Source organism: Pseudomonas frederiksbergensis (assembly GCF_003732665.1).
In the GTDB taxonomy this organism is placed as follows: Bacteria; Pseudomonadota; Gammaproteobacteria; order Pseudomonadales; family Pseudomonadaceae; genus Aquipseudomonas; species Aquipseudomonas frederiksbergensis_G.
This window is the reverse complement of record NZ_MOBP01000014.1, coordinates 98,342-124,509: the sequence shown is the minus strand read 5'-3', so window position 1 is coordinate 124,509 and position 26,168 is coordinate 98,342. Positions and strand designations below refer to the sequence as shown.

General features: G+C 60.3%; 27 protein-coding genes. 14 read left to right on the top strand and 13 right to left on the bottom strand.

The features are described from left to right. Nucleotides 1-60: 60 nt before the first annotated feature. Nucleotides 61-546 carry a Bkd operon transcriptional regulator BkdR gene (bkdR, locus tag BK665_RS22430; protein WP_123408806.1) on the bottom strand — a complete coding sequence of 162 codons (486 nt, stop codon included), beginning with the start codon at nucleotides 544-546 and terminating at the stop codon, nucleotides 61-63. 186 nt (nucleotides 547-732) lie between these two features. On the opposite strand from bkdR, the gene BK665_RS22425 reads away from it, so the two are divergent. The 5 genes from BK665_RS22425 to BK665_RS22405 all read left to right on the top strand — a co-directional run bounded on the left by BK665_RS22425 (nucleotide 733) and on the right by BK665_RS22405 (nucleotide 6,964). Further along, nucleotides 733-1,968, top strand: a complete 1,236-nt coding sequence (locus BK665_RS22425) for a 3-methyl-2-oxobutanoate dehydrogenase (2-methylpropanoyl-transferring) subunit alpha (RefSeq protein WP_123408805.1) — start codon at nucleotides 733-735, stop codon at nucleotides 1,966-1,968. 1 nt (nucleotide 1,969) lies between these two features. Next, the gene (locus tag BK665_RS22420) at nucleotides 1,970-3,028 is read left to right on the top strand and encodes an alpha-ketoacid dehydrogenase subunit beta (RefSeq protein WP_123408804.1); all 1,059 of its coding nucleotides are present in this window, start codon (nucleotides 1,970-1,972) and stop codon (nucleotides 3,026-3,028) included. Beyond that, nucleotides 3,029-4,306: a dihydrolipoamide acetyltransferase family protein gene (locus BK665_RS22415; protein ID WP_123408803.1), complete on the top strand. Its 1,278-nt coding sequence runs from the start codon at nucleotides 3,029-3,031 to the stop codon at nucleotides 4,304-4,306. A gap of 3 nt (nucleotides 4,307-4,309) precedes the next feature. Continuing rightward, complete coding sequence (gene lpdA, locus BK665_RS22410) at nucleotides 4,310-5,692, top strand: dihydrolipoyl dehydrogenase (RefSeq protein WP_123408802.1); 1,383 nt, start codon at nucleotides 4,310-4,312, stop codon at nucleotides 5,690-5,692. Between the two features lie 252 nt (nucleotides 5,693-5,944). Further along, nucleotides 5,945-6,964 carry a branched-chain amino acid aminotransferase gene (locus tag BK665_RS22405; RefSeq protein WP_123408801.1) on the top strand — a complete coding sequence of 340 codons (1,020 nt, stop codon included), beginning with the start codon at nucleotides 5,945-5,947 and terminating at the stop codon, nucleotides 6,962-6,964. Nucleotides 6,965-7,156: 192 nt separating this feature from the next. Here BK665_RS22405 and BK665_RS22400 read toward each other — a convergent pair whose 3' ends face one another. Both BK665_RS22400 and BK665_RS22395 read right to left on the bottom strand, forming a co-directional pair. Beyond that, a complete protein-coding gene (locus BK665_RS22400; protein WP_123408800.1) occupies nucleotides 7,157-8,011 on the bottom strand; it encodes a TIGR03915 family putative DNA repair protein in 855 nt (284 codons plus the stop codon). Beyond that, nucleotides 8,008-9,228: a putative DNA modification/repair radical SAM protein gene (locus BK665_RS22395; protein WP_123408799.1), complete on the bottom strand. Its 1,221-nt coding sequence runs from the start codon at nucleotides 9,226-9,228 to the stop codon at nucleotides 8,008-8,010. Before BK665_RS22395 ends, BK665_RS22400 begins: the two co-directional genes overlap by 4 nt. A 158-nt stretch (nucleotides 9,229-9,386) precedes the next feature. Between BK665_RS22395 and BK665_RS22390 the strand changes: the two genes are divergently transcribed. Continuing rightward, the gene (locus BK665_RS22390; protein WP_123408798.1) at nucleotides 9,387-9,728 is read left to right on the top strand and encodes a hypothetical protein; all 342 of its coding nucleotides are present in this window, start codon (nucleotides 9,387-9,389) and stop codon (nucleotides 9,726-9,728) included. Here the strand turns inward: BK665_RS22390 and BK665_RS22385 are convergent. Continuing rightward, complete coding sequence (locus BK665_RS22385) at nucleotides 9,674-10,432, bottom strand: ArsR/SmtB family transcription factor (protein ID WP_123408797.1); 759 nt, start codon at nucleotides 10,430-10,432, stop codon at nucleotides 9,674-9,676. The two genes, BK665_RS22390 and BK665_RS22385, sit on opposite strands and share 55 nt — an antisense overlap. An 82-nt stretch (nucleotides 10,433-10,514) precedes the next feature. On the opposite strand from BK665_RS22385, the gene BK665_RS22380 reads away from it, so the two are divergent. The 3 genes from BK665_RS22380 (at nucleotide 10,515) to BK665_RS22365 (ending at nucleotide 12,705) form a co-directional block, all read left to right on the top strand. Then, entirely contained in the window at nucleotides 10,515-11,621 is a 1,107-nt protein-coding gene (locus BK665_RS22380; protein ID WP_123408796.1) for a cytochrome P450, read from the top strand. Nucleotides 11,622-12,107: 486 nt separating this feature from the next. Further along, nucleotides 12,108-12,299: a pyocin S6 family toxin immunity protein gene (locus BK665_RS22370; protein WP_123408794.1), complete on the top strand. Its 192-nt coding sequence runs from the start codon at nucleotides 12,108-12,110 to the stop codon at nucleotides 12,297-12,299. 97 nt (nucleotides 12,300-12,396) lie between these two features. Then, on the top strand, nucleotides 12,397-12,705 hold the full coding sequence (locus BK665_RS22365) for a hypothetical protein (protein WP_259699652.1): 309 nt from the start codon (nucleotides 12,397-12,399) through the stop codon (nucleotides 12,703-12,705). Between the two features lie 23 nt (nucleotides 12,706-12,728). Here BK665_RS22365 and dmeF read toward each other — a convergent pair whose 3' ends face one another. The 3 genes from dmeF to BK665_RS22350 form a co-directional block, all read right to left on the bottom strand. Then, nucleotides 12,729-13,655: a CDF family Co(II)/Ni(II) efflux transporter DmeF gene (dmeF, locus tag BK665_RS22360; protein ID WP_123408792.1), complete on the bottom strand. Its 927-nt coding sequence runs from the start codon at nucleotides 13,653-13,655 to the stop codon at nucleotides 12,729-12,731. 10 nt (nucleotides 13,656-13,665) lie between these two features. Next, nucleotides 13,666-13,941 (bottom strand): metal/formaldehyde-sensitive transcriptional repressor, encoded by a 276-nt coding sequence (locus BK665_RS22355; RefSeq protein ID WP_123408791.1) that lies wholly within the window; start codon nucleotides 13,939-13,941, stop codon nucleotides 13,666-13,668. A 237-nt stretch (nucleotides 13,942-14,178) separates the two neighbouring features. After that, nucleotides 14,179-14,517, bottom strand: coding sequence for an FKBP-type peptidyl-prolyl cis-trans isomerase (locus tag BK665_RS22350; RefSeq protein WP_123408790.1), 339 nt, complete (start codon nucleotides 14,515-14,517; stop codon nucleotides 14,179-14,181). Nucleotides 14,518-14,688: 171 nt separating this feature from the next. On the opposite strand from BK665_RS22350, the gene BK665_RS22345 reads away from it, so the two are divergent. Next, complete coding sequence (locus BK665_RS22345; protein ID WP_123408789.1) at nucleotides 14,689-15,753, top strand: sensor domain-containing diguanylate cyclase; 1,065 nt, start codon at nucleotides 14,689-14,691, stop codon at nucleotides 15,751-15,753. A gap of 11 nt (nucleotides 15,754-15,764) precedes the next feature. Here the strand turns inward: BK665_RS22345 and BK665_RS22340 are convergent, their stop codons facing one another. After that, complete coding sequence (locus BK665_RS22340; protein ID WP_123408788.1) at nucleotides 15,765-16,073, bottom strand: RcnB family protein; 309 nt, start codon at nucleotides 16,071-16,073, stop codon at nucleotides 15,765-15,767. Between the two features lie 149 nt (nucleotides 16,074-16,222). Between BK665_RS22340 and BK665_RS22335 the strand changes: the two genes are divergently transcribed. The 3 genes from BK665_RS22335 (at nucleotide 16,223) to BK665_RS22325 (ending at nucleotide 19,205) form a co-directional block, all read left to right on the top strand. Beyond that, nucleotides 16,223-16,828 carry a DJ-1/PfpI family protein gene (locus BK665_RS22335; protein ID WP_123408787.1) on the top strand — a complete coding sequence of 202 codons (606 nt, stop codon included), beginning with the start codon at nucleotides 16,223-16,225 and terminating at the stop codon, nucleotides 16,826-16,828. Nucleotides 16,829-17,114: 286 nt separating this feature from the next. Continuing rightward, the gene (locus BK665_RS22330) at nucleotides 17,115-18,407 is read left to right on the top strand and encodes an MFS transporter (protein ID WP_123408786.1); all 1,293 of its coding nucleotides are present in this window, start codon (nucleotides 17,115-17,117) and stop codon (nucleotides 18,405-18,407) included. A 27-nt stretch (nucleotides 18,408-18,434) separates the two neighbouring features. Continuing rightward, entirely contained in the window at nucleotides 18,435-19,205 is a 771-nt protein-coding gene (locus tag BK665_RS22325; protein WP_123408785.1) for a substrate-binding domain-containing protein, read from the top strand. Here the strand turns inward: BK665_RS22325 and BK665_RS22320 are convergent. Continuing rightward, a complete protein-coding gene (locus tag BK665_RS22320) occupies nucleotides 19,195-20,103 on the bottom strand; it encodes a LysR family transcriptional regulator (protein WP_123408784.1) in 909 nt (302 codons plus the stop codon). The genes BK665_RS22325 and BK665_RS22320 overlap by 11 nt on opposite strands. A 342-nt stretch (nucleotides 20,104-20,445) precedes the next feature. Between BK665_RS22320 and BK665_RS22310 the strand changes: the two genes are divergently transcribed. Continuing rightward, nucleotides 20,446-22,257, top strand: a complete 1,812-nt coding sequence (locus tag BK665_RS22310; protein WP_123408783.1) for a monovalent cation:proton antiporter-2 (CPA2) family protein — start codon at nucleotides 20,446-20,448, stop codon at nucleotides 22,255-22,257. A 148-nt stretch (nucleotides 22,258-22,405) separates the two neighbouring features. Here BK665_RS22310 and hcnC read toward each other — a convergent pair whose 3' ends face one another. The 4 genes from hcnC to BK665_RS22285 all read right to left on the bottom strand — a co-directional run bounded on the left by hcnC (nucleotide 22,406) and on the right by BK665_RS22285 (nucleotide 26,159). Then, entirely contained in the window at nucleotides 22,406-23,665 is a 1,260-nt protein-coding gene (gene hcnC, locus BK665_RS22300) for a cyanide-forming glycine dehydrogenase subunit HcnC (protein ID WP_123408782.1), read from the bottom strand. Continuing rightward, entirely contained in the window at nucleotides 23,658-25,067 is a 1,410-nt protein-coding gene (gene hcnB / locus BK665_RS22295; protein WP_123408781.1) for a cyanide-forming glycine dehydrogenase subunit HcnB, read from the bottom strand. The genes hcnC and hcnB overlap by 8 nt, the downstream gene beginning before the upstream one ends. After that, nucleotides 25,064-25,378 (bottom strand): cyanide-forming glycine dehydrogenase subunit HcnA, encoded by a 315-nt coding sequence (hcnA, locus tag BK665_RS22290; RefSeq protein ID WP_123408780.1) that lies wholly within the window; start codon nucleotides 25,376-25,378, stop codon nucleotides 25,064-25,066. The genes hcnB and hcnA overlap by 4 nt, the downstream gene beginning before the upstream one ends. A 241-nt stretch (nucleotides 25,379-25,619) precedes the next feature. Further along, nucleotides 25,620-26,159: a hypothetical protein gene (locus BK665_RS22285; protein WP_123408779.1), complete on the bottom strand. Its 540-nt coding sequence runs from the start codon at nucleotides 26,157-26,159 to the stop codon at nucleotides 25,620-25,622. Nucleotides 26,160-26,168: the final 9 nt, after the last annotated feature.

The window sequence follows — 26,168 nt, the reverse complement described above, 5'->3', positions numbered from 1 at the left end:
CGGCGGATGTACCCGCCACCTGTAGGAGCTGCCGAAGGCTGCGATCTTTTGATTTTGTCCTTAGGCGAGGGTCAACCCATTCGCCGGCAACGGCAGCGCCGTCTTGTAGCGCACTTGCTTGAGCGCAAAGCTCGAACGAATGTTGGCGACGCCAGGGACTTTGGTCAGGAAGTCCATCATGAAGCGCTCCAGCGACTGAATCGTCGGCACCAACACTCGGATCAGATAATCCGGGTCCCCCGCCATCAAGTAGCACTCCATCACTTCCGGGCGATCAGAAATCGCCTCTTCGAAATGCGCCAACGCTTCTTCCACCTGTTTCTCCAGGCTGACATGAATGAACACATTCACATGCAGCCCCAGCAGGTCGGCATCCAGGAGCGTCACTTGCTCGCGAATCAGCCCCAATTCTTCCATGGCCTTGACCCGGTTGAAGCACGGCGTCGGCGACAGGTTGACCGAGCGGGCAAGGTCGGCGTTGGTGATGCGGGCGTTCTCCTGAAGGCTGTTGAGAATGCCGATATCGGTACGATCCAATTTGCGCATGAGACAAAACCACCTGTTATTTTTGTTTATGCAGATTTTTTATCCTCAAATGACCGCCAACGCAACGAAACACAGATAAATATTCTCCTGTGCCGGGCCTATGATGTTTGTAGGACAAGATTTCCATCACCCATGGAATGACCGTCAGCTCACTACAAAAAATTCACAAGATCGAGCGTAGAAGCCATGAACCAAGCGTACGAACCGCTGCGCCTGCACGTTCCCGAACCTTCGGGCCGTCCCGGCTGCAAAACCGACTTCTCCTACCTGCGTCTGACCGACGCCGGCACGGTGCGCAAACCCCCAATCGACGTAGAACCCGCCGACACGGCTGATCTGGCCAAAGGCCTGATTCGCGTGCTCGATGACCAGGGCAACGCCCTGGGTCCGTGGGCTGAAGGCGTGCCATCCGAGATCCTGCGTAAAGGCATGCGCGCCATGCTCAAGACGCGGATTTTCGACAACCGCATGGTGGTCGCCCAGCGTCAGAAAAAAATGTCGTTCTACATGCAAAGCCTCGGCGAAGAAGCCATCGGCAGCGCCCAGGCCCTGGCCTTGAACATCGACGACATGTGCTTCCCCACCTACCGTCAGCAAAGCATTCTGATGGCCCGCGAAGTGCCGCTGGTGGACCTGATCTGCCAACTGCTGTCCAACGAGCGCGATCCGCTCAAGGGCCGTCAGTTGCCGATCATGTACTCGGTGCGCGATCACGGCTTCTTCACCATTTCCGGCAACCTTGCCACCCAATTTGTCCAGGGCGTGGGCTGGGGCATGGCCTCGGCGATCAAGGGCGACACCAAAATCGCCTCGGCCTGGATCGGCGACGGCGCCACCGCTGAATCCGACTTCCACACCGCCCTCACCTTCGCCCACGTTTACCGGGCACCGGTGATCCTCAACGTGGTCAACAACCAGTGGGCGATCTCGACGTTCCAGGCGATTGCCGGTGGTGAAGCCACCACGTTTGCTGGCCGTGGCGTTGGTTGCGGGATTGCCTCCCTGCGGGTCGATGGCAACGATTTCGTCGCGGTCTACGCGGCCTCTGCCTGGGCCGCCGAACGGGCGCGCCGCAACCTCGGCCCGACCATGATCGAATGGGTCACCTACCGCGCCGGCCCGCACTCCACCTCCGATGATCCTTCGAAATACCGTCCAGCCGACGACTGGAGCCACTTCCCGTTGGGCGATCCGATTGCGCGCCTCAAGCAGCACTTGATCAAGATCGGCCAGTGGTCCGAAGAGGAACACACCGCCGTCAGCGCCGAACTGGAAGCCGAAGTGATTGCCGCGCAGAAAGAAGCCGAAACGTACGGCACCCTCGCCGGTGGCCAGACGCCAAGCGCCGCGACGATGTTCGAAGACGTCTACAAAGAGATGCCGGAGCACTTGAAGCGCCAGCGTCAAGAGTTGGGGATCTGACATGAACGACCACAACACCAGCATTGAATTGGAAACCGCCATGATCACGACCACCATGACCATGATCCAGGCCCTGCGCTCGGCCATGGACGTGATGCTTGAGCGCGACGACAACGTCGTGGTGTTCGGCCAGGACGTGGGTTACTTTGGTGGCGTGTTCCGTTGCACCGAAGGTTTGCAGACCAAGTACGGCACCTCTCGGGTGTTCGATGCGCCAATTTCCGAAAGCGGGATCGTCGGCGTTGCCGTGGGCATGGGCGCCTATGGATTGCGGCCGGTGGCCGAGATTCAATTTGCTGACTACGTGTACCCGGCGTCCGACCAGATCATTTCCGAAGCGGCGCGCCTGCGTTATCGCTCTGCCGGCGAGTTCACCGCGCCGATGACTCTGCGCATGCCCTGCGGCGGCGGCATCTACGGCGGCCAGACCCACAGCCAGAGCATCGAGGCGATGTTCACTCAGGTCTGCGGCCTGCGCACCGTGATGCCGTCCAACCCGTACGACGCCAAGGGCTTGCTGATCGCGTCCATCGAAAACGATGACCCGGTAATCTTCCTCGAGCCAAAACGCCTGTACAACGGCCCGTTCGACGGCCACCACGACCGCCCGGTAACCCCGTGGTCGAAACACCCCGCCGCACAAGTGCCGGACGGTTACTACACCGTGCCGCTGGACGTCGCCGCCATCGCCCGTCCGGGCAAGGAAGTCACGATCCTGACCTACGGCACCACGGTTTATGTGTCGCAAGTCGCCGCTGAAGAAAGCGGTGTCGACGCGGAAGTCATTGACCTGCGCAGCCTGTGGCCGCTGGACCTTGAGACCATCGTCAAATCCGTGAAGAAAACCGGTCGCTGCGTGATCGTTCACGAAGCCACCCGCACCTGCGGTTTCGGCGCCGAACTGGTCGCCCTGGTGCAAGAGCATTGCTTCCACTACCTGGAAGCGCCGATCGAACGCGTCACCGGTTGGGACACCCCCTACCCGCACGCGCAAGAGTGGGCGTATTTCCCAGGGCCGTCCCGAGTGGGCGCGGCGTTGAAACGGGTTATGGAGGTCTGAATGGGCACGCACGTTATTAAAATGCCGGACATTGGCGAAGGCATTGCAGAAGTTGAGTTGTCGGTGTGGCACGTCAAGGTCGGCGACATGGTGGTCGAAGATCAGGTGCTGGCCGATGTCATGACCGACAAGGCGATGGTCGACATCCCTTCGCCGGTGCATGGCAAGGTGATTTCCCTGGGCGGCGAGCCGGGCGAAGTCATGGCGGTTGGCAGCATTTTGATCAGCATTGAAGTTGAAGGTGCGGGGAACGTTAAAGAGTCTGCGCAGCCTGCGGCTGTTGCGGCTCCGGCAGCACCGGTTGCTGCGCCTAAAGTTGAAACAGTGGTTGCGAGCAAACCGGTCGCGGCGCCGCGTCCAGCCGCCGTGTGCCAAGGCCCGATGGTGGCTCGCGAGGCCGACGAACGTCCGCTGGCCTCCCCGGCCGTGCGCAAACATGCGCTCGACCTCGGCATCCAGTTGCGTCTGGTGCGCGGTACTGGCCCGGCCGGTCGCGTGCTGCACGAAGACCTCGATGCCTACCTGGCCGAAGGTCAGTCGAATGCGTCCGCTCCGGTGGCCGCCGCTTACGCTCAGCGTACCGACGAGCAGCAAATCCCGGTGATCGGCATGCGCCGCAAGATCGCCCAGCGCATGCAGGACGCCACCCAGCGCGCCGCCCACTTCAGTTATGTCGAGGAAATCGACGTCACCGCCGTGGAAGAACTGCGTGCCCACTTGAACGAAAAACACGGTGCGACTCGCGGCAAGTTGACCTTGCTGCCGTTCCTGGTCCGCGCCCTGGTGGTTGCCCTGCGCGACTTTCCGCAGATCAACGCCCGCTACGACGACGAAGCCCAGGTCATCACCCGCCTCGGCGCGGTGCATGTCGGCGTCGCCACCCAGAGCGATATCGGTTTGATGGTGCCGGTGGTGCGTCACGCCGAAGCCCGCAGCCTGTGGGACAGCGCGTCGGAAATTTCACGTTTGGCCACCGCTGCACGTAATGGCAAGGCCAGCCGCGATGAACTGTCCGGCTCGACCATCACCCTGACCAGCCTCGGCGCGTTGGGCGGTATCGTCAGTACGCCGGTGCTGAACCTGCCGGAAGTGGCAATCGTCGGCGTGAACAAAATCGTTGAACGCCCGATGGTGGTCAAAGGCCAGATCGTGATTCGCAAGATGATGAACCTCTCCAGCTCCTTCGATCACCGGGTGGTCGATGGCATGGACGCGGCGCAATTCATCCAGGCCATTCGTGGCCTGCTCGAACAACCCGCCACCCTGTTTGTGGAGTAGGAAATGCAAAACTTGAACACCACGCTGCTGATCATCGGCGGCGGCCCTGGCGGTTACGTGACAGCGATCCGTGCCGGCCAGTTGGGCATTTCGACCATTCTGGTGGAAAGCGAATCGTTGGGCGGCACCTGCCTGAACATTGGCTGCATTCCGTCGAAGGCGCTGATTCACGTCGCCGAGCAGTTTCACCAGACGCAACACCACAGCCAGCACTCGGCCCTGGGCATCAGCGTTTCGGCGCCGACCCTCGACATCACCAAAAGCGTGGAGTGGAAGGACGGCATCGTTGATCGCCTGACCACGGGCGTGTCGGCGCTGCTTAAAAAGCACAAAATCCAGGTCATCCAGGGTTGGGCCAAGGTCATCGACGGCAAGACCGTTGAAGTCGGCGACACGCGGATCCAGTGCGAACACCTGGTGCTGGCCACCGGCTCCAAGAGCGTCAACCTGCCGATGCTACCGATTGGCGGGCCGATCATCTCCTCCACCGAAGCCCTGGCGCCGAAAAGCGTACCTAAACGCCTGATCGTGGTCGGTGGTGGTTACATCGGTCTGGAACTGGGGATTGCCTATCGCAAACTCGGTGCCGAAGTCAGCGTAGTCGAGGCCCAGGATCGCATCCTGCCGGCCTACGACGCCGAACTGACCCATCCGGTACACGAAGCGCTGAAGCATCTCGGCGTGAAGCTTTACTTGAAGCACAGCGTTCAAGGCTTTGATTCTGCGAGCAATACGCTGCAAGTGCTTGATCCGAATGGCGACGTTTTGAATCTTGAAACTGATCAGGTATTGGTGGCCGTCGGTCGCAAGCCGAACACCCAGGGCTGGAACCTCGAAGCGCTGAACCTGGCGATGAACGGTTCGGCGATCAAGATCGACAACCGCTGCCAGACCAGCATGCGCAACGTCTACGCCATCGGCGACCTCAGCGGCGAACCGATGCTCGCCCACCGGGCCATGGCCCAGGGTGAGATGGTTGCCGAGTTGATCAGTGGCAAAACCCGCGAATTCAACCCGACCGCTATCGCTGCCGTGTGCTTTACCGACCCGGAATTGGTGGTGGTCGGCAAGACCCCGGCCGAAGCCGAAGCGGCCGGTCTGGACTGCATCGTCTCCAGCTTCCCGTTCGCCGCCAATGGCCGGGCGATGACCCTGGAATCGAAAACCGGCTTCGTTCGAGTAGTCGCTCGTCGGGACAATCACCTGATTGTGGGCTGGCAAGCGGTCGGTGTAGGGGTTTCGGAGTTGTCGACGGCGTTCGGCCAGAGCCTGGAAATGGGCGCCCGGCTGGAAGATATCGCAGGCACCATCCATGCGCATCCGACGCTGGGCGAGGCGGTGCAGGAAGCGGCGTTGCGTGCCTTGGGGCATGCGCTGCATTTGTAATTCCGGGAAATTGATGGTGTAGGTGATGGCCTCTTCGCGAGCAAGCCCGCTCCCACATTGGAATGTTGGCGTACACAAAACCAATGTGGGAGCGGGCTTGCTCGCGAATTCTCAAGGGCGACATCATTTATCTGCCAATCACCCGATAGTCCGGGCTGCGAAACCGGCCCGGAATGAAGTATTGTTGTCCCCATCCAAAAAACGTCAGAAGCCTTGAACCGTTTCGGCGGTTGTTCAGTGATAGAGGGTGTCATGGGTAACGAAAGCATCAATTGGGACAAGCTGGGTTTTGACTACATCAAGACCGACAAACGCTATCTGTCGTACTGGCGCAATGGCGAGTGGGACGCAGGCACCCTGACCGAAGATAACGTGCTGCACATCAGCGAAGGCTCGACGGCTCTTCACTATGGCCAGCAGTGCTTCGAAGGCATGAAGGCCTATCGTTGCAAGGACGGCTCGATCAACCTGTTCCGTCCGGACCAGAACGCCCTGCGCATGCAGCGCAGTTGCGCACGCCTGCTGATGCCGTTCGTCGAAACCGAACAGTTCATCGAAGCCTGCAAAGCCGTGGTCCGCGCCAACGAGCGTTTCATTCCGCCTTACGGCACTGGCGGCGCGCTGTATCTGCGTCCGTTCGTAATCGGCGTGGGTGACAACATCGGCGTGCGTACTGCGCCCGAGTTCATCTTCTCGATCTTCGCCATTCCGGTCGGCGCCTACTTCAAGGGTGGCCTGACCCCGCACAACTTCCTGATCTCCAGCTTCGACCGCGCCGCCCCACAAGGCACCGGTGCGGCCAAGGTCGGTGGCAACTATGCCGCCAGCCTGATGCCGGGCTCCCAAGCCAAGAAGGCGCACTTCGCCGACTGCATCTACCTGGACCCAATGACCCACACCAAAATCGAGGAAGTCGGTTCGGCCAACTTCTTCGGGATCACCCACGACAACAAGTTCGTTACCCCGAACTCGCCGTCGGTCCTGCCAGGCATCACCCGCCTGTCGTTGATCGAGCTGGCAAAATCCCGTCTGGGCCTGGAAGTGATCGAAGGCGACGTGCTGATCGACAAACTGTCGGATTTCAAGGAAGCCGGCGCTTGCGGCACCGCTGCTGTGATCACCCCGATCGGCGGCATCAGCTACAACGACCACCTGCACGTGTTCCACAGCGAAACCGAAGTCGGCCCGGTCACCCAGAAGCTCTACAAGGAGCTGACCGGTGTACAGACCGGCGACATCGAAGCGCCAGCAGGCTGGATCGTCAAGGTTTGACCTGACGCCAGTTGCACAAAAGCCCCCCATTGCCTGGCAATGGGGGGCTTTTTTATGCATCCCGAATTCAATGAAGTACCCCTTGTGGGAGCGGGCTTGCTCGCGAAAGCGGTATATCAGTCGACATCTTTATCGCCTGACACTCCGCTTTCGCGAGCAAGCCCGCTCCCACATTTTAATCCCGGTCTACACCTACTCCGTATTCACCGCAGAACCGCGCTCGCTATCTCCCAACGCAATCCGCTTACCGCCCCTTCCCTTGATTCCACTCGCCTGCCCATCCTGCTGTTTGCCCGTGCGCGCCTGGGTGATCAATCCCGGAATCAACACCCCTTCAGGCAGGTTTTTCCAGAACCGCGCCGGCAAATGCCCCTGCATGACCTTCGGGTTCAACCGCGCCGGGTTGAAGATGTGGCTGTAGTAGGCCAACCACATATCGCCGTGGGGGTCGTCGACGTTTTGCGCCAGTTGTTGCCATTCAATCGGGCAGCGCCGCTCGTGGATCAACTGCTCGCCATCGTAGTAAACGCCATCGCGAGGGGTGGCGATCAACCAACGGTGACGGCCCATGCGTCCGACAAAGTGCTCGCTGGCGCTGTGCAGGATGTCGTGGGCCGGTTCATGCCACGCCACGTATTGCGGGCCTTCGGCATGCTTGGGCCGCTCGACGAATCGCACAAACGCATGCAAGTGATGCGCTTCGCGCTGCACCTGCTTGATCCGTCGCTGCAATTCACTGCCGAGCTTGTCACCGGCCAGCATCGCCGTGCGATCACCATGACTGACCCGCCACAACACCTCATACAGCAGGCTCCAGCGCTGATCGCCACGATAACGGGCGGCGCCCTCCAGGATACCGAGCAAGGCCAATGGAATGCGCGCCTGGAACGGACCATTGCCATCGGGTGGCGCATCATCGCTGGCAAACAGGTCCACCACGCCTTCCGAAGCCCAACTGACCAGGCTCGGATCGATTTCATGGCTGAGCAACCACCGCGCCTGCTGGCGCCAAGTGTCGAACAGGTCGTCGCAATCCAGGCTGATCATCCCCACAACCCCATCTGCTGCGGTTGCGGCCGGTCCCGCAGTTGCTGATAGAGCAAGTGACTGGTGACTTCCGCCTGCTGTGGGTGGTAATCGCTGGTGATAAAGAACGGCTTGGCTTTGGCCAGCACGCAGCGCATACGTGCCAGGTCTTCATAGCGAATGCGCCGTTGCCGACGCAACTCCACCAGCCGCTCAGTGGTGCGCAGGCCGATTCCGGGGATACGGGCGATCAACGAAGCTTCGGCGCGATTGAGGTCCAGAGGAAACACATCACGATTCTCCAGCGCCCAGGCCAGTTTCGGGTCCATGTCCAAGGCCAGGTCTCCCGGCCCCTTGAACAACTCGCCTGCAGTGAAGCCATAACTGCGCAGGAGAAAATCAGCCTGATACAAACGGTGTTCGCGCATCAGTGGCGGCGCGGCCAGGGGCACGCTTTTCGGGCTGTTGGGGATCGGGCTGAACGCCGAGTAATAGACCCGGCGCAAGCGATAGTTGCCATACAGTGCCTGGGCACTATGGAGGATGGTGCTGTCGTCGGTGTCATCGGCGCCGACGATCATCTGCGTGCTCTGCCCGGCCGGGGCGAATTTCGGCGCCCGAGGTTCGTTGAGCACGGTTTGCTCACCGGTGTAGATGGTCTGCATCGCCTGCTTGATCGAGCCCAGTTGCTTTTCCGGCGCCAGGGTTTGCAGGCTCGCATCGGTGGGCAGTTCGATGTTGACGCTCAACCGGTCGGCATAGCGCCCCGCTTCGGCAATCAGCGCAGGATCGGCTTCGGGGATGGTCTTGAGGTGGATATAGCCACGGAATTCATGCTCTTCGCGCAACAGTTTGGCGACGCGGATCAGTTGCTCCATGGTGTAGTCAGCCGATCGAATGATCCCGGAACTCAGAAACAAGCCGCTGACGCAATTGCGCCGGTAGAAATCCAGGGTCAGCGTCACCACTTCTTCCGGGGTGAAGCGCGCCCGGGGCACATCGCTGGAGCGGCGGTTGACGCAATACTGGCAGTCATAGAGGCAGAAATTGGTCAGCAGAATCTTCAGCAGCGACACGCAACGCCCATCCGGCGTGTAGCTGTGGCAAATGCCCATGCCATCGGTGGAACCCAATCCGCTCTTGCCTTCGGAGCTGCGCTTGGGCGCGCCACTGCTGGCGCAGGACGCGTCGTACTTCGCGGCGTCGGCGAGAATGCTGAGCTTGTCGATGAGTTCCATGGGGCACGCCCTATACTGTTCGGATATACAGTATCGCGTCGCCCTTCGACACACAACCCGCAGATGCCCCCTTCGTCGGATCAGAGGAAATCGGCGCCCGCCCTGATTCGTTACTAAACTTGCGGCGTGCAACCGCCATCGACAGGTATTAACCACCCATGGGCAAATTCTGGCGCAAGTATCTGGCCTTGCTGGACACCGACTTCACCACGCAGGTGTTCGACAACATCAAGAACCTGCTGGTCTGCGCATTACTGTTTGCGGCGGGCACCAATGCGTTGCACAGCGAACATCACCCGTACATGGGGCTGCTCACCTCGGATGTCGCGGGCTGGGCGCTGATCGCGGTGTCTGCGCTGCTGATGCTGCTCAGCGTCAGCGACGGCTTGCGGCGCTTGTCACGACTGCCCTATCACACGGCGTTCCAGGTGATTCTGTTTTTGATCTACCTGGTGCTGGCGGTGCGGGTGGTGGAGTACGTCTGGGATTTTCGGGCATAGGAAAGATCCGCCGGCAAAACCAGCTCGAACCACGCCCCCATCTCCTTGCGCCCCAACGCGGTTAATGCCAACGCCCGACTGTCCAGGTCCTGGGTCACCCATTTGCGCTTGATCGCCACCTGCAACAACGCCGCCCCGAGCGAACCGCCCAGATGCGGCCGACGCATACTCCAATCCAGGCATGGGCAGGCAAAGCGGCGGCGCTGAAGGCTCAGGTCCTTGACCTCGACGCCCAGCCCTTCGAACAACGCCTCGCCGCTGGCGCTCAGTTGATAAACCTGCTCGTCGGTTTCCAGCAACCACCCCGCCTCGATCATCCGGTCATGCAGCAACACCGCCAGGGTGCCGGCCATGTGGTCGTAGCAGGTACGGGCGAATTGCAGACGATCGGGGGTGCGGGGGTTGAAGGTCGGTGCGGTGTTCTGGCCGATCACCATCAAGGCTTCCAGCGCTTGGGCCACGCGTTTGTCCGCGAGGCTGTAATACCGATGGCGGCCCTGGACGTGCAGCCGCACCAGGGCCGACTCCTTGAGCTTGGCCAAATGCGCACTGGCCGTGGACGGGCTGACCTCGGCAATCGCCGCCAGCTCGGTGCTGGTGCGGGCGTGGCCGTCCATCAATGAGCAAAGGATCTTCGTCCGCGCCGGCTCCGCAATCGCAGCCGCCACCTGAGAGACGCCGATGTCGTGGTGTTCAACGTTCATATTTCGCTCCCGGACGAATCAAGGCCCGTGTGAACTGGAGATAGTAGCAACACTTTCCCCACCACGAACAAGGCTGCGACCCATGGACCCGATCATCGCTGCGACTCATGCCGATCCTTATCCCTATTACGCGCAATTGCGTGCAGAGGGTGGGCTGGTTTTTCATCAAGGCTTGAAGCTGTGGGTGGCCAGCAGTGCCGCTGCCGTGGCTGCCGTGTTGGCGCATCCTGATTGCCAGGTGCGCCCGACGACTGAACCGGTGCCGAAGACAATTGCCCGCGGGATGGCCGGCGAGGTCTTCGGTCGTTTGATGCGCATGAATGAAGGTGAACGGCAGCGCTGTCCTCGGTCGGCGATTGAACCGGGGCTGGCGTTGATTGATGCGGAGGAAGTTCGGGCGTTGGTCAGTGCGCGACTGATCACACCGAATGCCGAGGGTTTGTCGAAGGCAATGTTTCGCGGCCCGGTGTGCGTGGTCGCGGCGCTGCTCGGCTTCACCCCGGCTCAGGCCCGGGTGATCAGCGAATTGACTGCCGACTTCGTGGCCTGCCTGTCGCCGCTGAGCCATCAGCTTCAACTGGATTGCGCACATGAGGCGGCTGAGCAATTGCGCGGGCATTTCTTCGAACTGCTGGATGACTCGGACGTGCAGAGCCCTCTATTGAATGGCATCAGGCAACGCTTCGCTTCTTCGGATATGGAAATGCTGATCGCCAACCTGATCGGGATGTGCTCGCAAACCTATGAAGCCACCGCCGGGTTGATTGGCAATGGTTTGGTGGCGCTGATTCGCGATCAGCTGTTGCTGCCGGGCGATGTCGACGCGTTCCTGGCCGAAGTCCAACGCCTCGATCCCTCAGTCCAGAACACCCGCCGGTTCGTCGCCGCACCTTGTGAAATCGACGGCATCCATCTGAAATCCGGCGACACGATTCTGGTGATGCTGGCCTCGGCCAATCGCGATCCGCAGCTCAATGACGATCCTGACGCGTTCATTCTTGACCGACCGAATCGTCGTAGTTTCAGCTTCGGTGCTGGGCGCCATCAATGTCCGGGGCAGGTGTTGGCATTGAGCATCGCCAGCGCCACGTTGAGACAGATTCTGGCGATAAACCTCGATTTGGGCTGCTTAACGTGGCACTACCGGCCTTCCTTGAACGGGCGTATTGCGCTGTTTACTGAGGCATAACGACCTCCACAAATCCTTTGTGGGAGCTTGCTCGCGATGGCGGAGTGTCAATCGATATCCGTGCCGGATGTGCCGGCCTCTTCGCGAGCAAGCCCGCTCCCACAGTGTCCAGTGTGGATCGATAATCCTGTGCCTACTGCCAATCCCCTGCGGGAGCGGGCTTGCTCGCGAATGCGGCCTTACAGACAACGCATCATTTCAGCCTTGCAATCTCGACAAAGAAACCATCGCAACGCGCCCATTTTGTAACAGCAGACACAGTTTCAGACTCGTCCTACAGCTTCGAAATATCTTTATGAGATAGCGTCCGCATCGTTTTAAGAAGATGAAACAAGGACGCTCATGGCTCGTAAAACCGACATCCCTCGGGTTCAAAATCCACCGTCAGGCGACTAACACCTTGGCGAATTCAACCATGAAACCGGTGAACAAATAGATCCCGCAAAACCCGGCAGATTCACCAACAAATAAACGTGGAGGATATTTATGTTTTTATGGATCAGCGGCTTCTTAAAAGATGATGTTGAGGACGACTCTTTAAAATACGAGCATACCGTTCGACCAGAGTTTGAAGTCGCCATAATGGATATTCTTGGCTGGAACAGCCTTGATGAGAGCACGGATGGCGAATGGTTGCTTACTGGTGAGCAAGCCCGGCAAATAGGTGTGCGTGGTTAGGTAGGATTTTCTTGAATACAGGCAGTAAGCCAAAGTGCCGATAAAGGGCCTACATTCTGTGAGCTAAAACGTGAGCCTTCTCTACCAAGATCCATCCATGAGCCACGACGAAGCAGCCAGCCTCCTTGCCAGCGGCGTAGAAGCAAACATCATTGCCGCGCTGGTTTCCATCGGCCTTAACGAACAGGATAGAGGCTGGGCTGAAGTCATTTGCCTGCGCAGCCTGAATCGTGACAGCGAGGCTGTCGTAGCATCGGCTATCACGGCGCTCGGTCACATCGCCCGTAGACACGGAGTGTTGGATATGAAAGCCGTGCTACCGGCTTTAAACACTGCGAAGAAGAAATTCCCCACGCTTGAAGCAACGGTTGCCGATGCACTTGATGATATTGAGATATTTACCTAATTCGCTGGCTCAAACCTGATCACCTACGCCGTCCGATGCTCAACCGTCAAATGAGACAACTCATGCACCGGCGCCAGGCGCTCGCGGATGGCGTCGGCGGTCACGTTGGCGGCCGCTACCACGCTGACTATCGCCGCCCGGGCATCAGGTCCGACCTGCCAGACGTGCAGGTCGCTGATGGTCACGTCGCCGGGGGTTTCCAGCAGTTCGCGTATTTCTTCGGCCACGTGTTCGTCGGTGGTATCGAGCAGTACTGCGGCGCTGTCGCGCATCAGGCCGAAGGCCCATTTTGCGATGACGACGGCGCCGACGATCCCCATCACCGGATCGAGCCAGACCCACCCCAGATAGCGGCCGGCCAGCAACGCCGCAATGGCGAGGATCGAGGTCAAGGCATCGGCGAGCACGTGGACATAGGCTGAACGCAGGTTGTTATCGTGATGATGACCGTGGTCGTGGCTGTGACCGTGATCATGGGCGTGATGCCCATGATTGCCCGCCAGCAGGAAGGCGCTGACGACGTTCACCGCCAGCCCCACCACGGCAATGATCGTCGCCTCCGTGAAAGCCACGGTGGTGGGTTGAAACAGGCGCAGAACGGACTCGCCAGCAATGCCCAGCGACACCAGCCCCAGCACCATCGCCGAGGCAAACCCGGCCAGGTCACCGACCTTGCCGGTGCCGAAGCTAAAGCGCGCATTACTCGCGTGGCGCCGGGCAAACCCGTAGGCCGCCGCCGCAATGCCCAGGGCTACGGCATGGGTCGCCATGTGAAAGCCGTCGGCCAGCAAAGCCATGGAACCGGTTATATAGCCCGCGGCAATTTCGCCGATCATCATCACGAACGTCAGCGCCACCACCCACAATGTGCGGCGACCGTTTTCGTCGTGGGACGCGCCGAGGAACATGTGATCGTGGGCGTAGCGTGAAGCCTGAGGGGTCAGTGTCATGGTGTTCGGCCTACTTCGAATAACGGCGGATGGCTTGCAGCAACTCTTCCACGCCTTGGGCGCGCTCTTCGTTACTGAGGTCGGGATGGGCCACATGCTCACGGGCGTGGGCGTCGATGAACTGATCCATCAAGCCGTTGACCGCACCGCGAATCGCCGCGACCAGATGCAAGGTCTTGGCACAATCGGCGTCGGTTTCCAGCGCCTTTTCCACCGCTTGCACCTGCCCGGCGATGCGCCGGACGCGGTTGAGCAAATCGTCTTTGTGTTCGTGAATGTGCGACATACCGATACCCCCTACCCCTATATGGCGCACATAGTCACGGATAGTACCGGAGGTGGCAAGCAGTGGTTTGGAGGTTTTTCGGGGGGACCGCGTTATCGTTCTTCGCGAGCAGGCTCGCTCCCACAGAGGTATGCATTCAAATGTGGGAGCGGGCTTGCTCGCGAAGACGGCCTGACAAACGACGCAGGACTTGGATAGTTAACGGCGGGGTTCGTCGTTTAAATCTCAAACAAGCCATCAATCATCCCGCGTCAAAACTTCCAGCAATTCAATCTCGAAAATCAGATTCGAATTCGGTGTAATCGCGCCCATCGTCCGCTCGCCATAGGCCAAATGCGCCGGCACCAGTAGCTTGCGCTTGCCACCGACCTGCATGCCCATAATCCCCTGATCCCAGCCTTTAATAACGCGACCCGTGCCGATCACACACTGAAAAGGCTTCCCACGGCTGTAGGAAGAATCGAACTCGGTGCCGTCTTCCAGCCACCCACGATATTGCGTCGTGATCAGCGCGCCTTTGACCGCTGTCTTGCCGTCACCCAGTTCAAGGTCGATTACCTGAAGCTCATCATTCATTACATGCACTCGTCTGGTCACTCCCCAAAGGGCCTCATGGCCGCCGTTTTCCCAGAATTGCGGGCAATTGGCAACCGTTCGGCGCGGGTTTGTACTATTTGCGGTTGTCACCGTGAACTAAGATAAGCAGCATCACCCCACGGTAAAACACGCCATGACGGCTATCCCTGAATGAGTGTCCTCTGGATCAGCGCTGCCATCGGCTCCGTTATGCTTGCCCTGCTGGTGCTGCTGGTCTGTCGCCAATATGCCCTGCAACGGCAATTGGCTGAATGCCGCGCGTTGATCGCCAATCTCTCCAAAGGCCAGAACATTCATCTGGACGGCGACGCCGAACGCTTCAAGCGCAGTCAATATTTCGCTCGCATCGGCACTTGGGATTGGGATGTGGACACCGACAAGCTGTATTGGTCGGAAGCGATCTACGGCATGTTCGGGTTCAAGATCGGCGAAGTCACGCCCTCCTACGCCTTGTTCTGTTCCTGCGTGCACCCGGACGACCGGGCCAAGGTCCGCGCCGGTGAGTTGCGTTGTCTGGAAACCGGCGAAAACCATGACGAGGAATACCGCGTGGTCTGGCCCGACGGCACCATTCGCTGGCTGCGCGAGACCGGCAACGTGGTAAAAAATGATCACGACACCACCATCAAAATGATGGGCGTGGTGCGCGACATCACTGAAGAAAAAGCCTCCGCCAGTTACCTGCAACACCTGGCCCACTACGACCCGCTGACCGGCCTGCCCAATCGCCTGGTGCTTGAAGAACGGCTGTCCGACGCACTCGAACAGGCGCGCATCAGTGCGACACGGGTGGCGTTGGTGTTCGTCGACCTCAACGGTTTCAAGGCAATCAACGACCACTATGGCCACGCGGCCGGCGACCGGGTACTGATCACCACCGCCACACGACTCAAGCGAATCCTGCGCACCACCGACACCGTCGCCCGAATCGGCGGCGACGAATTCGTTGTCATCCTCCAAGGCCTGTCGCCCGGCATCAACCTGCAGGACGAAGCGCGCAGCATCTGCCAGAAAATCTTCGTCGAACTCTCACCACCGGTGACGATTGGCAATGACCAGCGCCACATCGGCACCAGCCTGGGCGTCGCTGTGTTCCCGGACCATGCGCCGAGCATGGACCGGCTGATTCATATTGCGGATCTGGCGATGTATGAGGCCAAGCGCAGCGGGAATAATCAGTATCGATTGGGCATCCAGGCGTTGAGTCCTAGTTAGTGACGGACGAACTAACGCTCCACCGGCGTAACTTCCACAATCGTCCCGCTGGTAATCAACACCATCATGTACTTGTCATTGATCTGTACCCACTGCGCGTCAGATGCCGGGGCCTTCAGGCCTTTGGCCTTCCAGTTTTTCACGGCTTTTTCGCTGCGTTGATAGACCTCCGGCGCACGGTCGCCTTTCACCAGGCTGCGGGCGTTGTTCGCGCCGGGCTGGACGGTTTTCTGCGCCGTTTCGGCGGCTTGGACGATAGGACTGATCGCGGCGATACCGGCGACGAGGGCGAGGCTGGCGATAAGGGTTTTGCTGTTCATCGGTGAACCTCTTGGGATGTCGTGGCTACTGAGTTCCGACTGCGCGGGTGGCGAATCATTCCTTACTGTAGCGATGATTCTGCGGTGCACTGTACGGATGGCATTGCGCGGGGTCGGCGTAGGCTGCGAAAAAACCAGCGAGACTCGCCATGCATATCGCCATTCTGACCTTCGACGGTTTCAACGAACTGGACTCACTGATCGCCTTCGGCATGCTCAGCCGGATTTCTCTGTTGGGGGACAAGGACTGGCGTGTGAGCATTGCTTCGCCAACACCGCGGGTGACGTCGATGAACGGTTTGACCATCGATGCGCACATCGATTTGCAGCAAGCCTGCGCCGCCGACGCGGTGCTGTTCGGCAGCGGCATGAAGACCCGCGAAGTGGCCAATGACCCGGCGATCATGGATCAGCTGACATTCGACCCGGCGCGGCAACTGCTGGGTTCGCAATGCTCCGGCACGTTCCTGCTGGCCAGGCTCGGGCTGCTTGGTGATGCACCGGCGTGTACCGATACCACCAGCAAACCCTGGGTCCAAGCGGCCGGGGTGAACATCGTCAACCAGGCGTTTTTCGCCAACGGCAACATTGCGACTGCGGGTGGGTGTTTGTCGGCGCAGTATCTGGCGGCGTGGGTGTTGGCGCGGCTCAAGGGCGTTGAAGCGGCGCGGGAAGTGCTGCACTACTTCGCGCCGGTGGGTGAGAAGGATGAATATGTGGCTCGGGGGATGGCGCATATCGAGGCGTACATCTGACGGGTGGGTTGGCTGTTCGAGCGCCATCGCGAGCAAGCCCGCTCCCACACTTGAACCCGATTGTTCGCCGATTCCATGTTCACTGAAGCCCCTGTGGGAGCGGGCTTGCTCGCGAAAGCGGTGCATCAGGCAACATCAATCCCAAACCCATTGATCCACCTCGCGCATCAATGCATGCCAACAATGCAATTAACATATCGATGCCCCTGCTCCACTATCCGCCCCAATAAGAACCGTGCGCCGCTCCCACGCAGCGCACGTCATAAAAGCGGTGGAGTACAGATCAATGACAGCCTCAATCCCTTCCGGTCGCTCCCGGGCCGGTGCGATTTTCCGGGTCACCTCGGGTAACTTCCTGGAACAGTTCGACTTCTTCCTTTTCGGCTTTTACGCCACGCAGATTGCCGCCGTATTTTTCCCGGCCAGCAGCGAATTCGCCTCCCTGATGATGACCTTCGCGGTGTTCGGCGCCGGGTTCCTGATGCGCCCGCTCGGCGCCGTGGTGCTGGGTGCGTACATCGATGATGTGGGCCGGCGCAAAGGGCTGATCGTCACGCTGTCGATCATGGCCAGCGGCACGATTCTTATCGTTTTGGTGCCAGGTTACGAGACCATAGGGCTGTTCGCCCCCGCCATCGTGTTGATCGGTCGTTTGCTGCAAGGCTTCTCTGCGGGCGCGGAAATGGGCGGTGTCTCTGTATACCTCTCGGAGATCGCCACGCCAGGCAACAAGGGCTTTTTCACCAGTTGGCAGTCCGCCAGCCAGCAAGTGGCGATCATCGTCGCGGCGGCCCTGGGTTATGGGCTGAACCAATGGATGGCGCCGACGATGATTGCCGATTGGGGCTGGCGGATTCCGTTCTTCGTCGGCTGCATGATCGTGCCGTTCATCTTTTTCCTGCGCCGCAACCTCGAAGAAACCGCCGAGTTCGCGGCGCGCAAACACCGCCCGAGTATGGGCGAGGTGTTCCGCACCCTGGCGCAAAACTGGGGGATCGTGCTCGGGGGGATGATGATGGTCGCCCTGACCACCACCGCGTTTTACTTGATCACCGTGTACGCCCCGACCTTCGGCAAAACCGTGCTGCACCTGAGCACGTCCGATGCGCTGCTGGTGACGTTGCTGGTGGGTGTTTCGAACTTTTTCTGGCTGCCGATTGGCGGGGCCTTGTCCGACCGCATCGGCCGGCGCCCGGTGCTGATCGCCATGGCGCTGCTGACCCTGGCAACGGCCTATCCGGCGCTGACCTATCTGGTGAACGCGCCGAGCTTCCTCAACATGCTGCTGGTGTTGCTGTGGCTGTCGTTCATTTATGGCCTGTACAACGGCGCGATGATCGCCGCGCTCACCGAAATCATGCCGGTGGAAGTGCGGGTCGCCGGGTTCTCCCTGGCGTATAGCCTGGCGACGGCGGTGTTTGGCGGGTTCACTCCGGCGATGTCGACCTTCCTTATCCAATACACCGGCGACAAGGCTGCACCCGGTTACTGGATGAGTTTTGCGGCGCTATGTGCCCTGTGCGCGACCTTGTTTCTCTATCGCCGCTCCACCGGCCGCCTGCAACCGGCCGTGTCCTGACCCACCTTTGACTGCGAGAACTATTCGATGAAAAAGCTGTTCAACTACGCCGCTCTGCTGCTCATCGCGGGTCTGAGCACCATTGCCCAGGCCGAAGAGATCCACGTGATGACCTCCGGCGGCTTTACCGCGGCTTACAAAATCCTCGGCCCGGAATTCGCCAAGTCCACCGGCAACACCCTCGACACCGCCCTCGGCCCCTCGATGGGTAAAGCACCGGAAGCGATCCCCAATCGCCTGGCACGCGGTGAACACGCCGACGTGGTGATCATGGTCGGCTACGCACTGGACGAGCTGATCAAACAAGGCAAAGTCGACCCCGCGTCACGGGTGGAACTGGCGGATTCGCGGATCGGCCTGGTGGTGCGCCAAGGTGCGGCGAAACCTGATATCAGCACTGTGGAGGGTTTGAAAAAGACCCTGCTCGATGCCCAATCGGTGGCCTACTCCGACAGCGCCAGCGGTGTGTACATCGAGGAGCAGTTATTCAAAAAACTCGGCATCGAAGACCAGCTCAAGCCGAAGTCGAAGATGATCCCGAAAATCCCCGTGGGCTCGGTGGTGGCTACCGGCGATTATCAACTGGGCTTCCAGCAGGTCAGCGAACTGTTGCCGGTGCCGGGGGTGAGTTTTGTGGCGAAGATTCCCGAGTCGGTGCAATCGGTGACGCGTTTTGCCGCCGGCATTCCGGTGGGCGCGCAACACCCCGCGCAAGCCAAGGCGTTGCTGGATTACCTGGCCTCCCCGGCCGTTCAACCGCAGGTGCAAGCCACCGGGCTGGATTCGGTCACGCGCTGATCGGCTGGATTTTCATTTCCACCACCAGCCGCTCCAGTTCCAGGGCTGCCGGGGTCAAGGTTCGACCCCGGCGCTTGATCAGCCCTACACTGCGCATCACCTGCGGATCGGTCAGCGGCACCCGCGTCAGAATCGGATGGTCTTCCGCCGGCATCGCCATCAATGGCACCGCCGCCACGCCCAACCCCGCCTCCACCAGCCCGATCATCGTCGTGACGTGACGGGTTTCACAGATACTTGGCCGCTGCGGCACCACGCCGGCCAGCGCCTGATCCAGCAAAAAACGGTTACCCGAGGTCTTGTCGAGCGAGATGTAGTCCTGCCGGTAAAACTCGTCCCACGTCACGCTGCTGCGCCCGGCCAACGGATGATCGCGGCGACAGGCCACCACATAACCTTCTTGCACCAAGGGTTCGAAATCGACCTCGGCCTCCAGCGTGCCCATGAAACTCAAACCGAAATCCGCCTCGCCGTTGACCACTGCGCTGAGCACATCGTGGGCGCTGGAATCCAGCACCTTGACCTTGATCCGTGGAAATTGCCGGTGGTAGTGGGCAATCACCCGCGGCATGAAGTAATACGCCGCCGACGGCACACACGCGACGGTGACGTGGCCGAGCCGGGTCGAGGAGACTTCGCTGATGCCGAGCAGCGCCACGTCCAGGTCGTCCAGCAAACGTTCGACGCTGGGAATGAAGCCGCGCCCGGCCTGGGTCAGGCTGACCTTGCGCGTGGTGCGTTCGAACAGCTTCACACCGAGGGCATCTTCGAGTTTTTCGATGCGCCGGCTCAGCGCAGGCTGAGAAATGCGCACGGTGTCGGCGGCCTTGCGAAAACTGCCCTGCTCGACCACGGCGCGAAAGGCTTGCAGGTCGTTGAGGTCGAAATTGATGGCCATTGGGCGTGCTCGTGGGGCGGGTGATTGATCAGCTTATCCTATGAATGTAACCAATTGATGCTAAATGTAACTGAGTGCCGGTCCGCCTTCGCGAGCAGGCTCGCTCCCACAGGGCTCTTTGGTGGATGCAGAACTTAGCTACAACCAAGATCCAATGTGGGAGCGGGCTTGCTCGCGAAGAGGCTATCTCATTCAACATCTCTGTTGCCTGGCACACCGCTTTCGCGAGCAAGCCCGCTCCCACAGTAGATTTGTGTCGTCATTTCATCTGCGTGGCTGACGCATGCAGTCCCAGCCTTTATCCTTGTCACCCCCGCCGTACCGAGTCTTTGGAGTTTCGCCATGCCCCATGAAGGCAACCTGTTGCAAGCCGCTGTCGTGTTTCTGTTCGCGGCGGTGCTCACCGTGCCTTTGGCCAAGCGTCTGCAGTTGGGCGCGGTGCTGGGTTATCTGTTTGCCGGGGTGATTATCGGGCCGTCGGTGCTGGGGTTGATCGGCAACCCGGCGAGCGTCAGCCATATCTCCGAGCTGGGGGTGGTGTTGCTGCTGTTCATCATCGGTCTGGAGCTGTCGCCGCGACGGTTGTGGGTGATGCGTAAATCGGTGTTCGGCGTCGGACTGGCGCAGGTGTTGCTGACCGGTTCGGTGATTGGTGTGCTGGCACTGTTCGTGTTCGGCCAGTCGCTGAACAGCGCGATTGTGCTGGGCCTGGGCCTGGCGCTCTCCTCCACCGCGTTTGGTTTGCAGAGCCTGGCCGAGCGCAAGGAGCTGACCAGTCCCCACGGGCGTTTGGCGTTTGCGATTCTGCTGTTCCAGGACATCGCGGCGATCCCGTTGATTGCCATGGTGCCGTTGCTGGCCGGCGGTGATCACACCAGCAGTGCTGCCGAGGATTTGAACCACGGCCTGCGGGTGTTGGGCAGCATCGCGGTGGTGGTGATCGGCGGGCGTTATTTGCTGCGACCGGTGTTCCGAGTGGTGGCCAGGACCGGCCTGCCGGAAGTGTCTACCGCCACGGCGTTGCTGGTGGTGATTGGCACCGCATGGTTGATGGACCTGGTGGGTGTGTCGATGGCGCTGGGGGCGTTTCTCGCCGGGTTGCTGCTGGCGGATTCCGAATACCGTCACGAACTGGAAGCGCAGATTGAACCGTTCAAGGGTTTGTTGCTGGGGCTGTTCTTTATCAGCGTCGGCATGGGCGCCAACCTGAGCCTGCTGCTGAGTGCACCGATCACAGTGCTGGGGTTGACCCTGCTGTTGATTGCGATCAAGTTGCCGCTGCTGTTTGTGGTCGGACGTTTGGCCGGAGGCTTGGGCAAGGTCAGTGCGATTCGCCTCGGTATCGTCTTGGCGGCTGGCGGTGAGTTTGCCTTTGTGGTGTTCAAGATCGGGCGCGACCAAGGCTTGTTCGAGCCGCGTCTGTACGACTTGCTGGTGCTGACGATTACCCTGTCCATGGCCGTGACACCACTGTTGCTGCTGTTGTGCGCACGGCTGTACTCGCCGAAGGTGGAGCCAGTGGTGGTGCCGCAGAAATTCCGCGAAATCGACACGGATTCGCCCCGCGTGGTGATCGCCGGCATGGGCCGGATGGGCCAGATCGTTGCGCGGATTTTGCGGGCACAGAACATCAAGTTCGTAGCGCTGGACACCTCGGTGGAAACCATCGAATTGTCCCGCAGCTTCGGTGGTGTGCCGGTGTTCTACGGCGACCCGATGCGCCCGGAAATCCTCAGTGCGGCCAAGGTCGAGCAGGCGGAATACTTTGTGATTGCCACCGACGACCCGGACACCAACATCAAGACCGCCGAGCTGGTGCACAAGCTCTACCCGCACATGAAAATCATCGCCCGGGCGCGCAACCGCCAGCATGTGCACCGGTTGGTGGACCTGGGCGCCGAAGCAATTCGGGAAACCTATTACTCCAGTCTGGAAATGAGCCGGCGCACGTTGGTTGGCCTCGGGTTGACCCAGGCCCAGGCTGATGCGCGGATCAAACGCTTCAAGCATCACGATGAACAGGTGCTGGAAGCGCAGCATGCGATTTATGACGATGCGGCGAAAGTCTTGCAGACGGCGCAGGAAGCCCGGGCCGAGTTGGCCAAGTTGTTTGAAGCGGATCAACTGGAAGAGCAGGAATCGGGTAAGGCTTGATCGTAACCTGATAGTTCCCACGCGAGCGTGGGAACTATCAACTGAAGACCCCCTGTGGGAGCGGGCTTGCTCGCGAAGGCGTCGTGTCAGTCGACATCTGCTTTGACTGATACGATGCCTTCGCGAGCAAGCCCGCTCCCACAAGGGGTCAGGCCATTTCCAGCGCCTTCACTTCAACCCCGGCCTTGACCTCGAACCGATCCGCCAGGAACGGCGTGATGTCCAGTGGCAGCGGTTCGTGGTTCACCAGCCGGTCCAGCAACACCCCGGTAATCGCCGAGGTCAGAATCCCGGTACGGAAATGCCCACAGGCATTGAGATACCCTTCCACCCCCTTCATCGGCCCAAGAATCGGCAACTCATCCGGTGATCCCGGGCGCAGCCCGGCCCAGGTACGCTTGAGATTCACGTCGGCCAATTCCGGAATGCAACGCACGGCGCCTTGCACCAACCCGGCGATTTCCGGGTAGGTGGTAGTGACGTCGAAGCCTTTGTCTTCAGTGGTGCTGCCAATCAGAATCTCGCCGTTGTCCTTCTGCGCCACGTAGCAATCACTGGTAGTCAGGCAGCCACGGAGGATTTTCGGCATGCGCTCGGTCAACAGGATCTGGCCCTTCACCGGGTTCACCGGAATGCGAATGCCGGTGGCCTGCTCGCTCAGGTCCGCCGCCCAGGCACCAGCCGCATTGATCAGGGTGTCGCAGTGAAACACCCCCGCCTCGGAGGTTTGTACGCCGATGACTCGCGAGCCTTGATGCAACACCCCGGTGACGTTGGTGTTGAAATACAGGTCCACGCCGTTTTGCCGAGCGCCCTCGGTGTAGGCATCGGCGAGGCGGAACGGGCTGACCTGGTGGTCGCACAGGAACTCCAGCGCTCCACTCGCCTCGTGGCTGACACTCGGCTCGGCTTCGCGCAACGCGGCCTGGTCGAGCCAGCGTATCTGGTCCGCCAGATGCGGAATGCAGGCGACGATGTGCTCGGCGTAGAGCCGGTCTTCATCGTCGTAGATCACGAATTTCAATCCGGTCTTCTCGAACTTGAAATCCATCCCGTGATTGTCCTGCAACTCTTTGTGCAAGGCAGGGTACATGGCGTTGGACTGCAAGGCGAAATCGAAGAACGAATCCGGCAGGATGTGCGGTGTGCTGGAGTCGACCACCACCGCCGAGCCATGGGCTTCGCGTTTGCGATTGGCCGACATCATCCGAAAGAAAATCACCCCACAGCCCAACCCCACCGACTCGCCGATGGCCCACAAGCCACCCGCCGAGGCGCGGGTGGCGTTGCCCGGGCGCTTGGCGTCGATCAGCGCGACCTTGAGGTTCTTGCGCTTGGACAATTGATAGGCGCAGGACGCCCCGATCACACCGCCGCCAGCGATGACCACGTCATAGAACTTACTCATGATGGGCGCCCTCCGTGGCGGCATTGTGAAAAGCTGAAAACGGAATCGGATCGATGGGAAAGCGCGGGCGCAACCAGCCCACGTCCTGGCGCCCGGTGGCTTCGCGCAGGCGGTCGCTGCAATAGCCGACGCACATCCGTCCCTGGCAGTCGCCCATGCTGACCCGGGTGCGCATTTTCAGGCTGGCCATGTCTTGCACGCCCTGCTCCAGCGCCCGGTCAATGTCGGCGCGGGTCGCGTGTTCGCAACGGCAAATCACCGTGTCAGCGGCGGGCAACGCGGTCTGCCCGGCGCCACGCTCGGTGTAACGATCGACCGCTGCGCGGAAACGCACGATGGACTTGAGTTTTGACAGATAGCGATCACGCCGCACCAACGCCGGTTCGGTGTCCAGCACGTCCCGTTGCTGCAGGATCGACAGCGCCGCGATCTTGCCCGCCAGCATTGCCGCTTCGCCGCCGCGAATGCCGCCCATGTCACCGGCCAGATGTACGTGGGATTCGCTGCTTTGTTGCCAGATATTGGCGTTGGCCCGCAGGTAGCCGTCGTCGCTGAAACCGTGGCTCAAACCCATCTGCTGACTGAGCTGGGTACGCGGGATAAAGCCGTAGCCGACCGCCAGGGTCTGGGCCGGAATCTGTTCGGCGCGGCTCAGGTCCGGCACCCAGGTGCTGGAATACGGCGCGACGGTGACGGATTGCAACTCGCCAGTGCCCTGAGCCTCGACCACGCCCCAACCGTAATACATCGGGATGCCGTGCAACTTCAGGAATGCCAGCATGCTCAAACCGTCGAGAAACAGCTGTGGTTTGTTCAGCAGTGACAGGCTTTCCCGGGCGATCTTGCCGAACGCGCACGCCTCGTAAACCCCGGCCACGGTGACCCCAGACGCGTGCAACTGACACGCCACCAGCGGCAGCAACGGCCCGGTGCCGGTAATCACCACCGGCCCCCGGGGCTTGACCACACCGCTCTTGATTTGCAGTTGCAAGCCGCCGAGCAGAATGACGCCGGGCAAGGTCCAGCCCGGAAACGGCACGCTGCGCTCATGGCAACCGGCGGCCAGCAGCAATTGCGGATACGGGATTTCGTGCAAACGCTCATCGCCATCCAGCACCATCAACGCCCGCGTACCCTCGGCACCGACCACGCGATGATTGAGGCACACATCGATCAGGCCCGACTGCTCCTGGAATTCACCGTGCAACCTGGACAGGACTTCGGAATAGCGCGGCCCCAGATAGTCGAGCTGCACGCCATCACGCAACGGTCCGCGATAGACCACGCCGCCGAGTCGCGAGGCTTCTTCCAGCAACGTACTGCGCACACCATGCCGGGCCAGTTCAATGGCCGCGGCCATGCCCGCCGGGCCGCCGCCGACGATCACCGGATGCAGGCTCATAAGGCCTCCTGCTCGGCGATGCGATTGACCTGGGTTTCGACGGTCATGCCGTCACGTACGAGGGTCTGGCAGGCGCGGCGCTTGTGCCGACCGTTGATTTTCACCAGGCAGCACTGGCACACGCCCATGCCGCAATAAGCGCCGCTGATTTGATCGTGATCGTTGCGAGCCACCTGGCGCAGGCCAAGGGATTGAATGACCGTGAGGACGGTTTCGCCGATGGCGGCGCTGACCGGTTGGCCATTGATATGCAAAGTCATGTCCGCACGGACCAGCGGCTGGATATCGAAGGTTCTGTCTAAGCGTTGCATTGCGATGTTCTTCCGTGAAATTTCAGGTGGGTTCGTCAGCTCCATGCTGCACTAACCTTGCTGGCCAACTGATACACAACAAAGAGCAGGTCTGCACGGGGTCTTCGGCAACGCACGGGCGGCGCGCCGAAGCACTTTAGTCGATACAGCAGCGAGGGCTTGGAAGTTTTACGTTAAGCGATATTTCAAATCGAAATATTGATCCACGCCGGTGAAAGCAACCCCCGCTCTACGCCTTGGGTCAGTTGGAAAATACGTACTGGCCCTTGATTTTTTTCGGCCCGATAAACGCCAGGTCCGGAAACAGCAGCGTCTTCACCCAAGCGACAAAGCACACCATGCCCAGGCCGATCGCCGCACCGATCAGGGTCGTCACCGGGTCCTCGGCGAAGTCTTTGAATATCCGCGAGAACTGGCTAAGGGAAAGGATGACGTAGACGGTGAAGAACTGCGCCCGGTACTTGTAGAAGCCATAGGCGAACCACAATGGGATGAGCCCCACGAACAGGGTAAAAAACACCGTCGCCTTCGGCCCGATCATTGAGCCCAGAACGAACCCTGAAATAGCGCCAAGCAAGGCTTGAACGATCATCAACCCAAGCAGCGTCTTGACCTTGCCCGAATGCTTCGCGTTAAGCGCCGGGTCCGGCCGGGAGCCGATCAAATAAGCCAACGCCCGATCCTTGACCGCCCCGCCGGAGAACGCCTTGAACGTCTCGGTCCTGGAACGCCCGGCATCGAGCATCGCCGCCACTTGCCGTTTGATTTCCTTTTTATCCAACTCAACTCT

Bases quoted from the DNA above. Each gene is read 5' to 3' on its own strand.
- bkdR (WP_123408806.1), bottom strand. From the start codon at position 546: ATGCGCAAATTGGATCGTACCGATATCGGCATTCTCAACAGCCTTCAG.
- BK665_RS22425 (WP_123408805.1), top strand. From the start codon at position 733: ATGAACCAAGCGTACGAACCGCTGCGCCTGCACGTTCCCGAACCTTCG.
- BK665_RS22420 (WP_123408804.1), top strand. From the start codon at position 1,970: ATGAACGACCACAACACCAGCATTGAATTGGAAACCGCCATGATCACG.
- BK665_RS22415 (WP_123408803.1), top strand. From the start codon at position 3,029: ATGGGCACGCACGTTATTAAAATGCCGGACATTGGCGAAGGCATTGCA.
- lpdA (WP_123408802.1), top strand. From the start codon at position 4,310: ATGCAAAACTTGAACACCACGCTGCTGATCATCGGCGGCGGCCCTGGC.
- BK665_RS22405 (WP_123408801.1), top strand. From the start codon at position 5,945: ATGGGTAACGAAAGCATCAATTGGGACAAGCTGGGTTTTGACTACATC.
- BK665_RS22400 (WP_123408800.1), bottom strand. From the start codon at position 8,011: ATGATCAGCCTGGATTGCGACGACCTGTTCGACACTTGGCGCCAGCAG.
- BK665_RS22395 (WP_123408799.1), bottom strand. From the start codon at position 9,228: ATGGAACTCATCGACAAGCTCAGCATTCTCGCCGACGCCGCGAAGTAC.
- BK665_RS22390 (WP_123408798.1), top strand. From the start codon at position 9,387: ATGGGCAAATTCTGGCGCAAGTATCTGGCCTTGCTGGACACCGACTTC.
- BK665_RS22385 (WP_123408797.1), bottom strand. From the start codon at position 10,432: ATGAACGTTGAACACCACGACATCGGCGTCTCTCAGGTGGCGGCTGCG.
- BK665_RS22380 (WP_123408796.1), top strand. From the start codon at position 10,515: ATGGACCCGATCATCGCTGCGACTCATGCCGATCCTTATCCCTATTAC.
- BK665_RS22370 (WP_123408794.1), top strand. From the start codon at position 12,108: ATGTTTTTATGGATCAGCGGCTTCTTAAAAGATGATGTTGAGGACGAC.
- BK665_RS22365 (WP_259699652.1), top strand. From the start codon at position 12,397: ATGAGCCACGACGAAGCAGCCAGCCTCCTTGCCAGCGGCGTAGAAGCA.
- dmeF (WP_123408792.1), bottom strand. From the start codon at position 13,655: ATGACACTGACCCCTCAGGCTTCACGCTACGCCCACGATCACATGTTC.
- BK665_RS22355 (WP_123408791.1), bottom strand. From the start codon at position 13,941: ATGTCGCACATTCACGAACACAAAGACGATTTGCTCAACCGCGTCCGG.
- BK665_RS22350 (WP_123408790.1), bottom strand. From the start codon at position 14,517: ATGAATGATGAGCTTCAGGTAATCGACCTTGAACTGGGTGACGGCAAG.
- BK665_RS22345 (WP_123408789.1), top strand. From the start codon at position 14,689: ATGAGTGTCCTCTGGATCAGCGCTGCCATCGGCTCCGTTATGCTTGCC.
- BK665_RS22340 (WP_123408788.1), bottom strand. From the start codon at position 16,073: ATGAACAGCAAAACCCTTATCGCCAGCCTCGCCCTCGTCGCCGGTATC.
- BK665_RS22335 (WP_123408787.1), top strand. From the start codon at position 16,223: ATGCATATCGCCATTCTGACCTTCGACGGTTTCAACGAACTGGACTCA.
- BK665_RS22330 (WP_123408786.1), top strand. From the start codon at position 17,115: ATGACAGCCTCAATCCCTTCCGGTCGCTCCCGGGCCGGTGCGATTTTC.
- BK665_RS22325 (WP_123408785.1), top strand. From the start codon at position 18,435: ATGAAAAAGCTGTTCAACTACGCCGCTCTGCTGCTCATCGCGGGTCTG.
- BK665_RS22320 (WP_123408784.1), bottom strand. From the start codon at position 20,103: ATGGCCATCAATTTCGACCTCAACGACCTGCAAGCCTTTCGCGCCGTG.
- BK665_RS22310 (WP_123408783.1), top strand. From the start codon at position 20,446: ATGCCCCATGAAGGCAACCTGTTGCAAGCCGCTGTCGTGTTTCTGTTC.
- hcnC (WP_123408782.1), bottom strand. From the start codon at position 23,665: ATGAGTAAGTTCTATGACGTGGTCATCGCTGGCGGCGGTGTGATCGGG.
- hcnB (WP_123408781.1), bottom strand. From the start codon at position 25,067: ATGAGCCTGCATCCGGTGATCGTCGGCGGCGGCCCGGCGGGCATGGCC.
- hcnA (WP_123408780.1), bottom strand. From the start codon at position 25,378: ATGCAACGCTTAGACAGAACCTTCGATATCCAGCCGCTGGTCCGTGCG.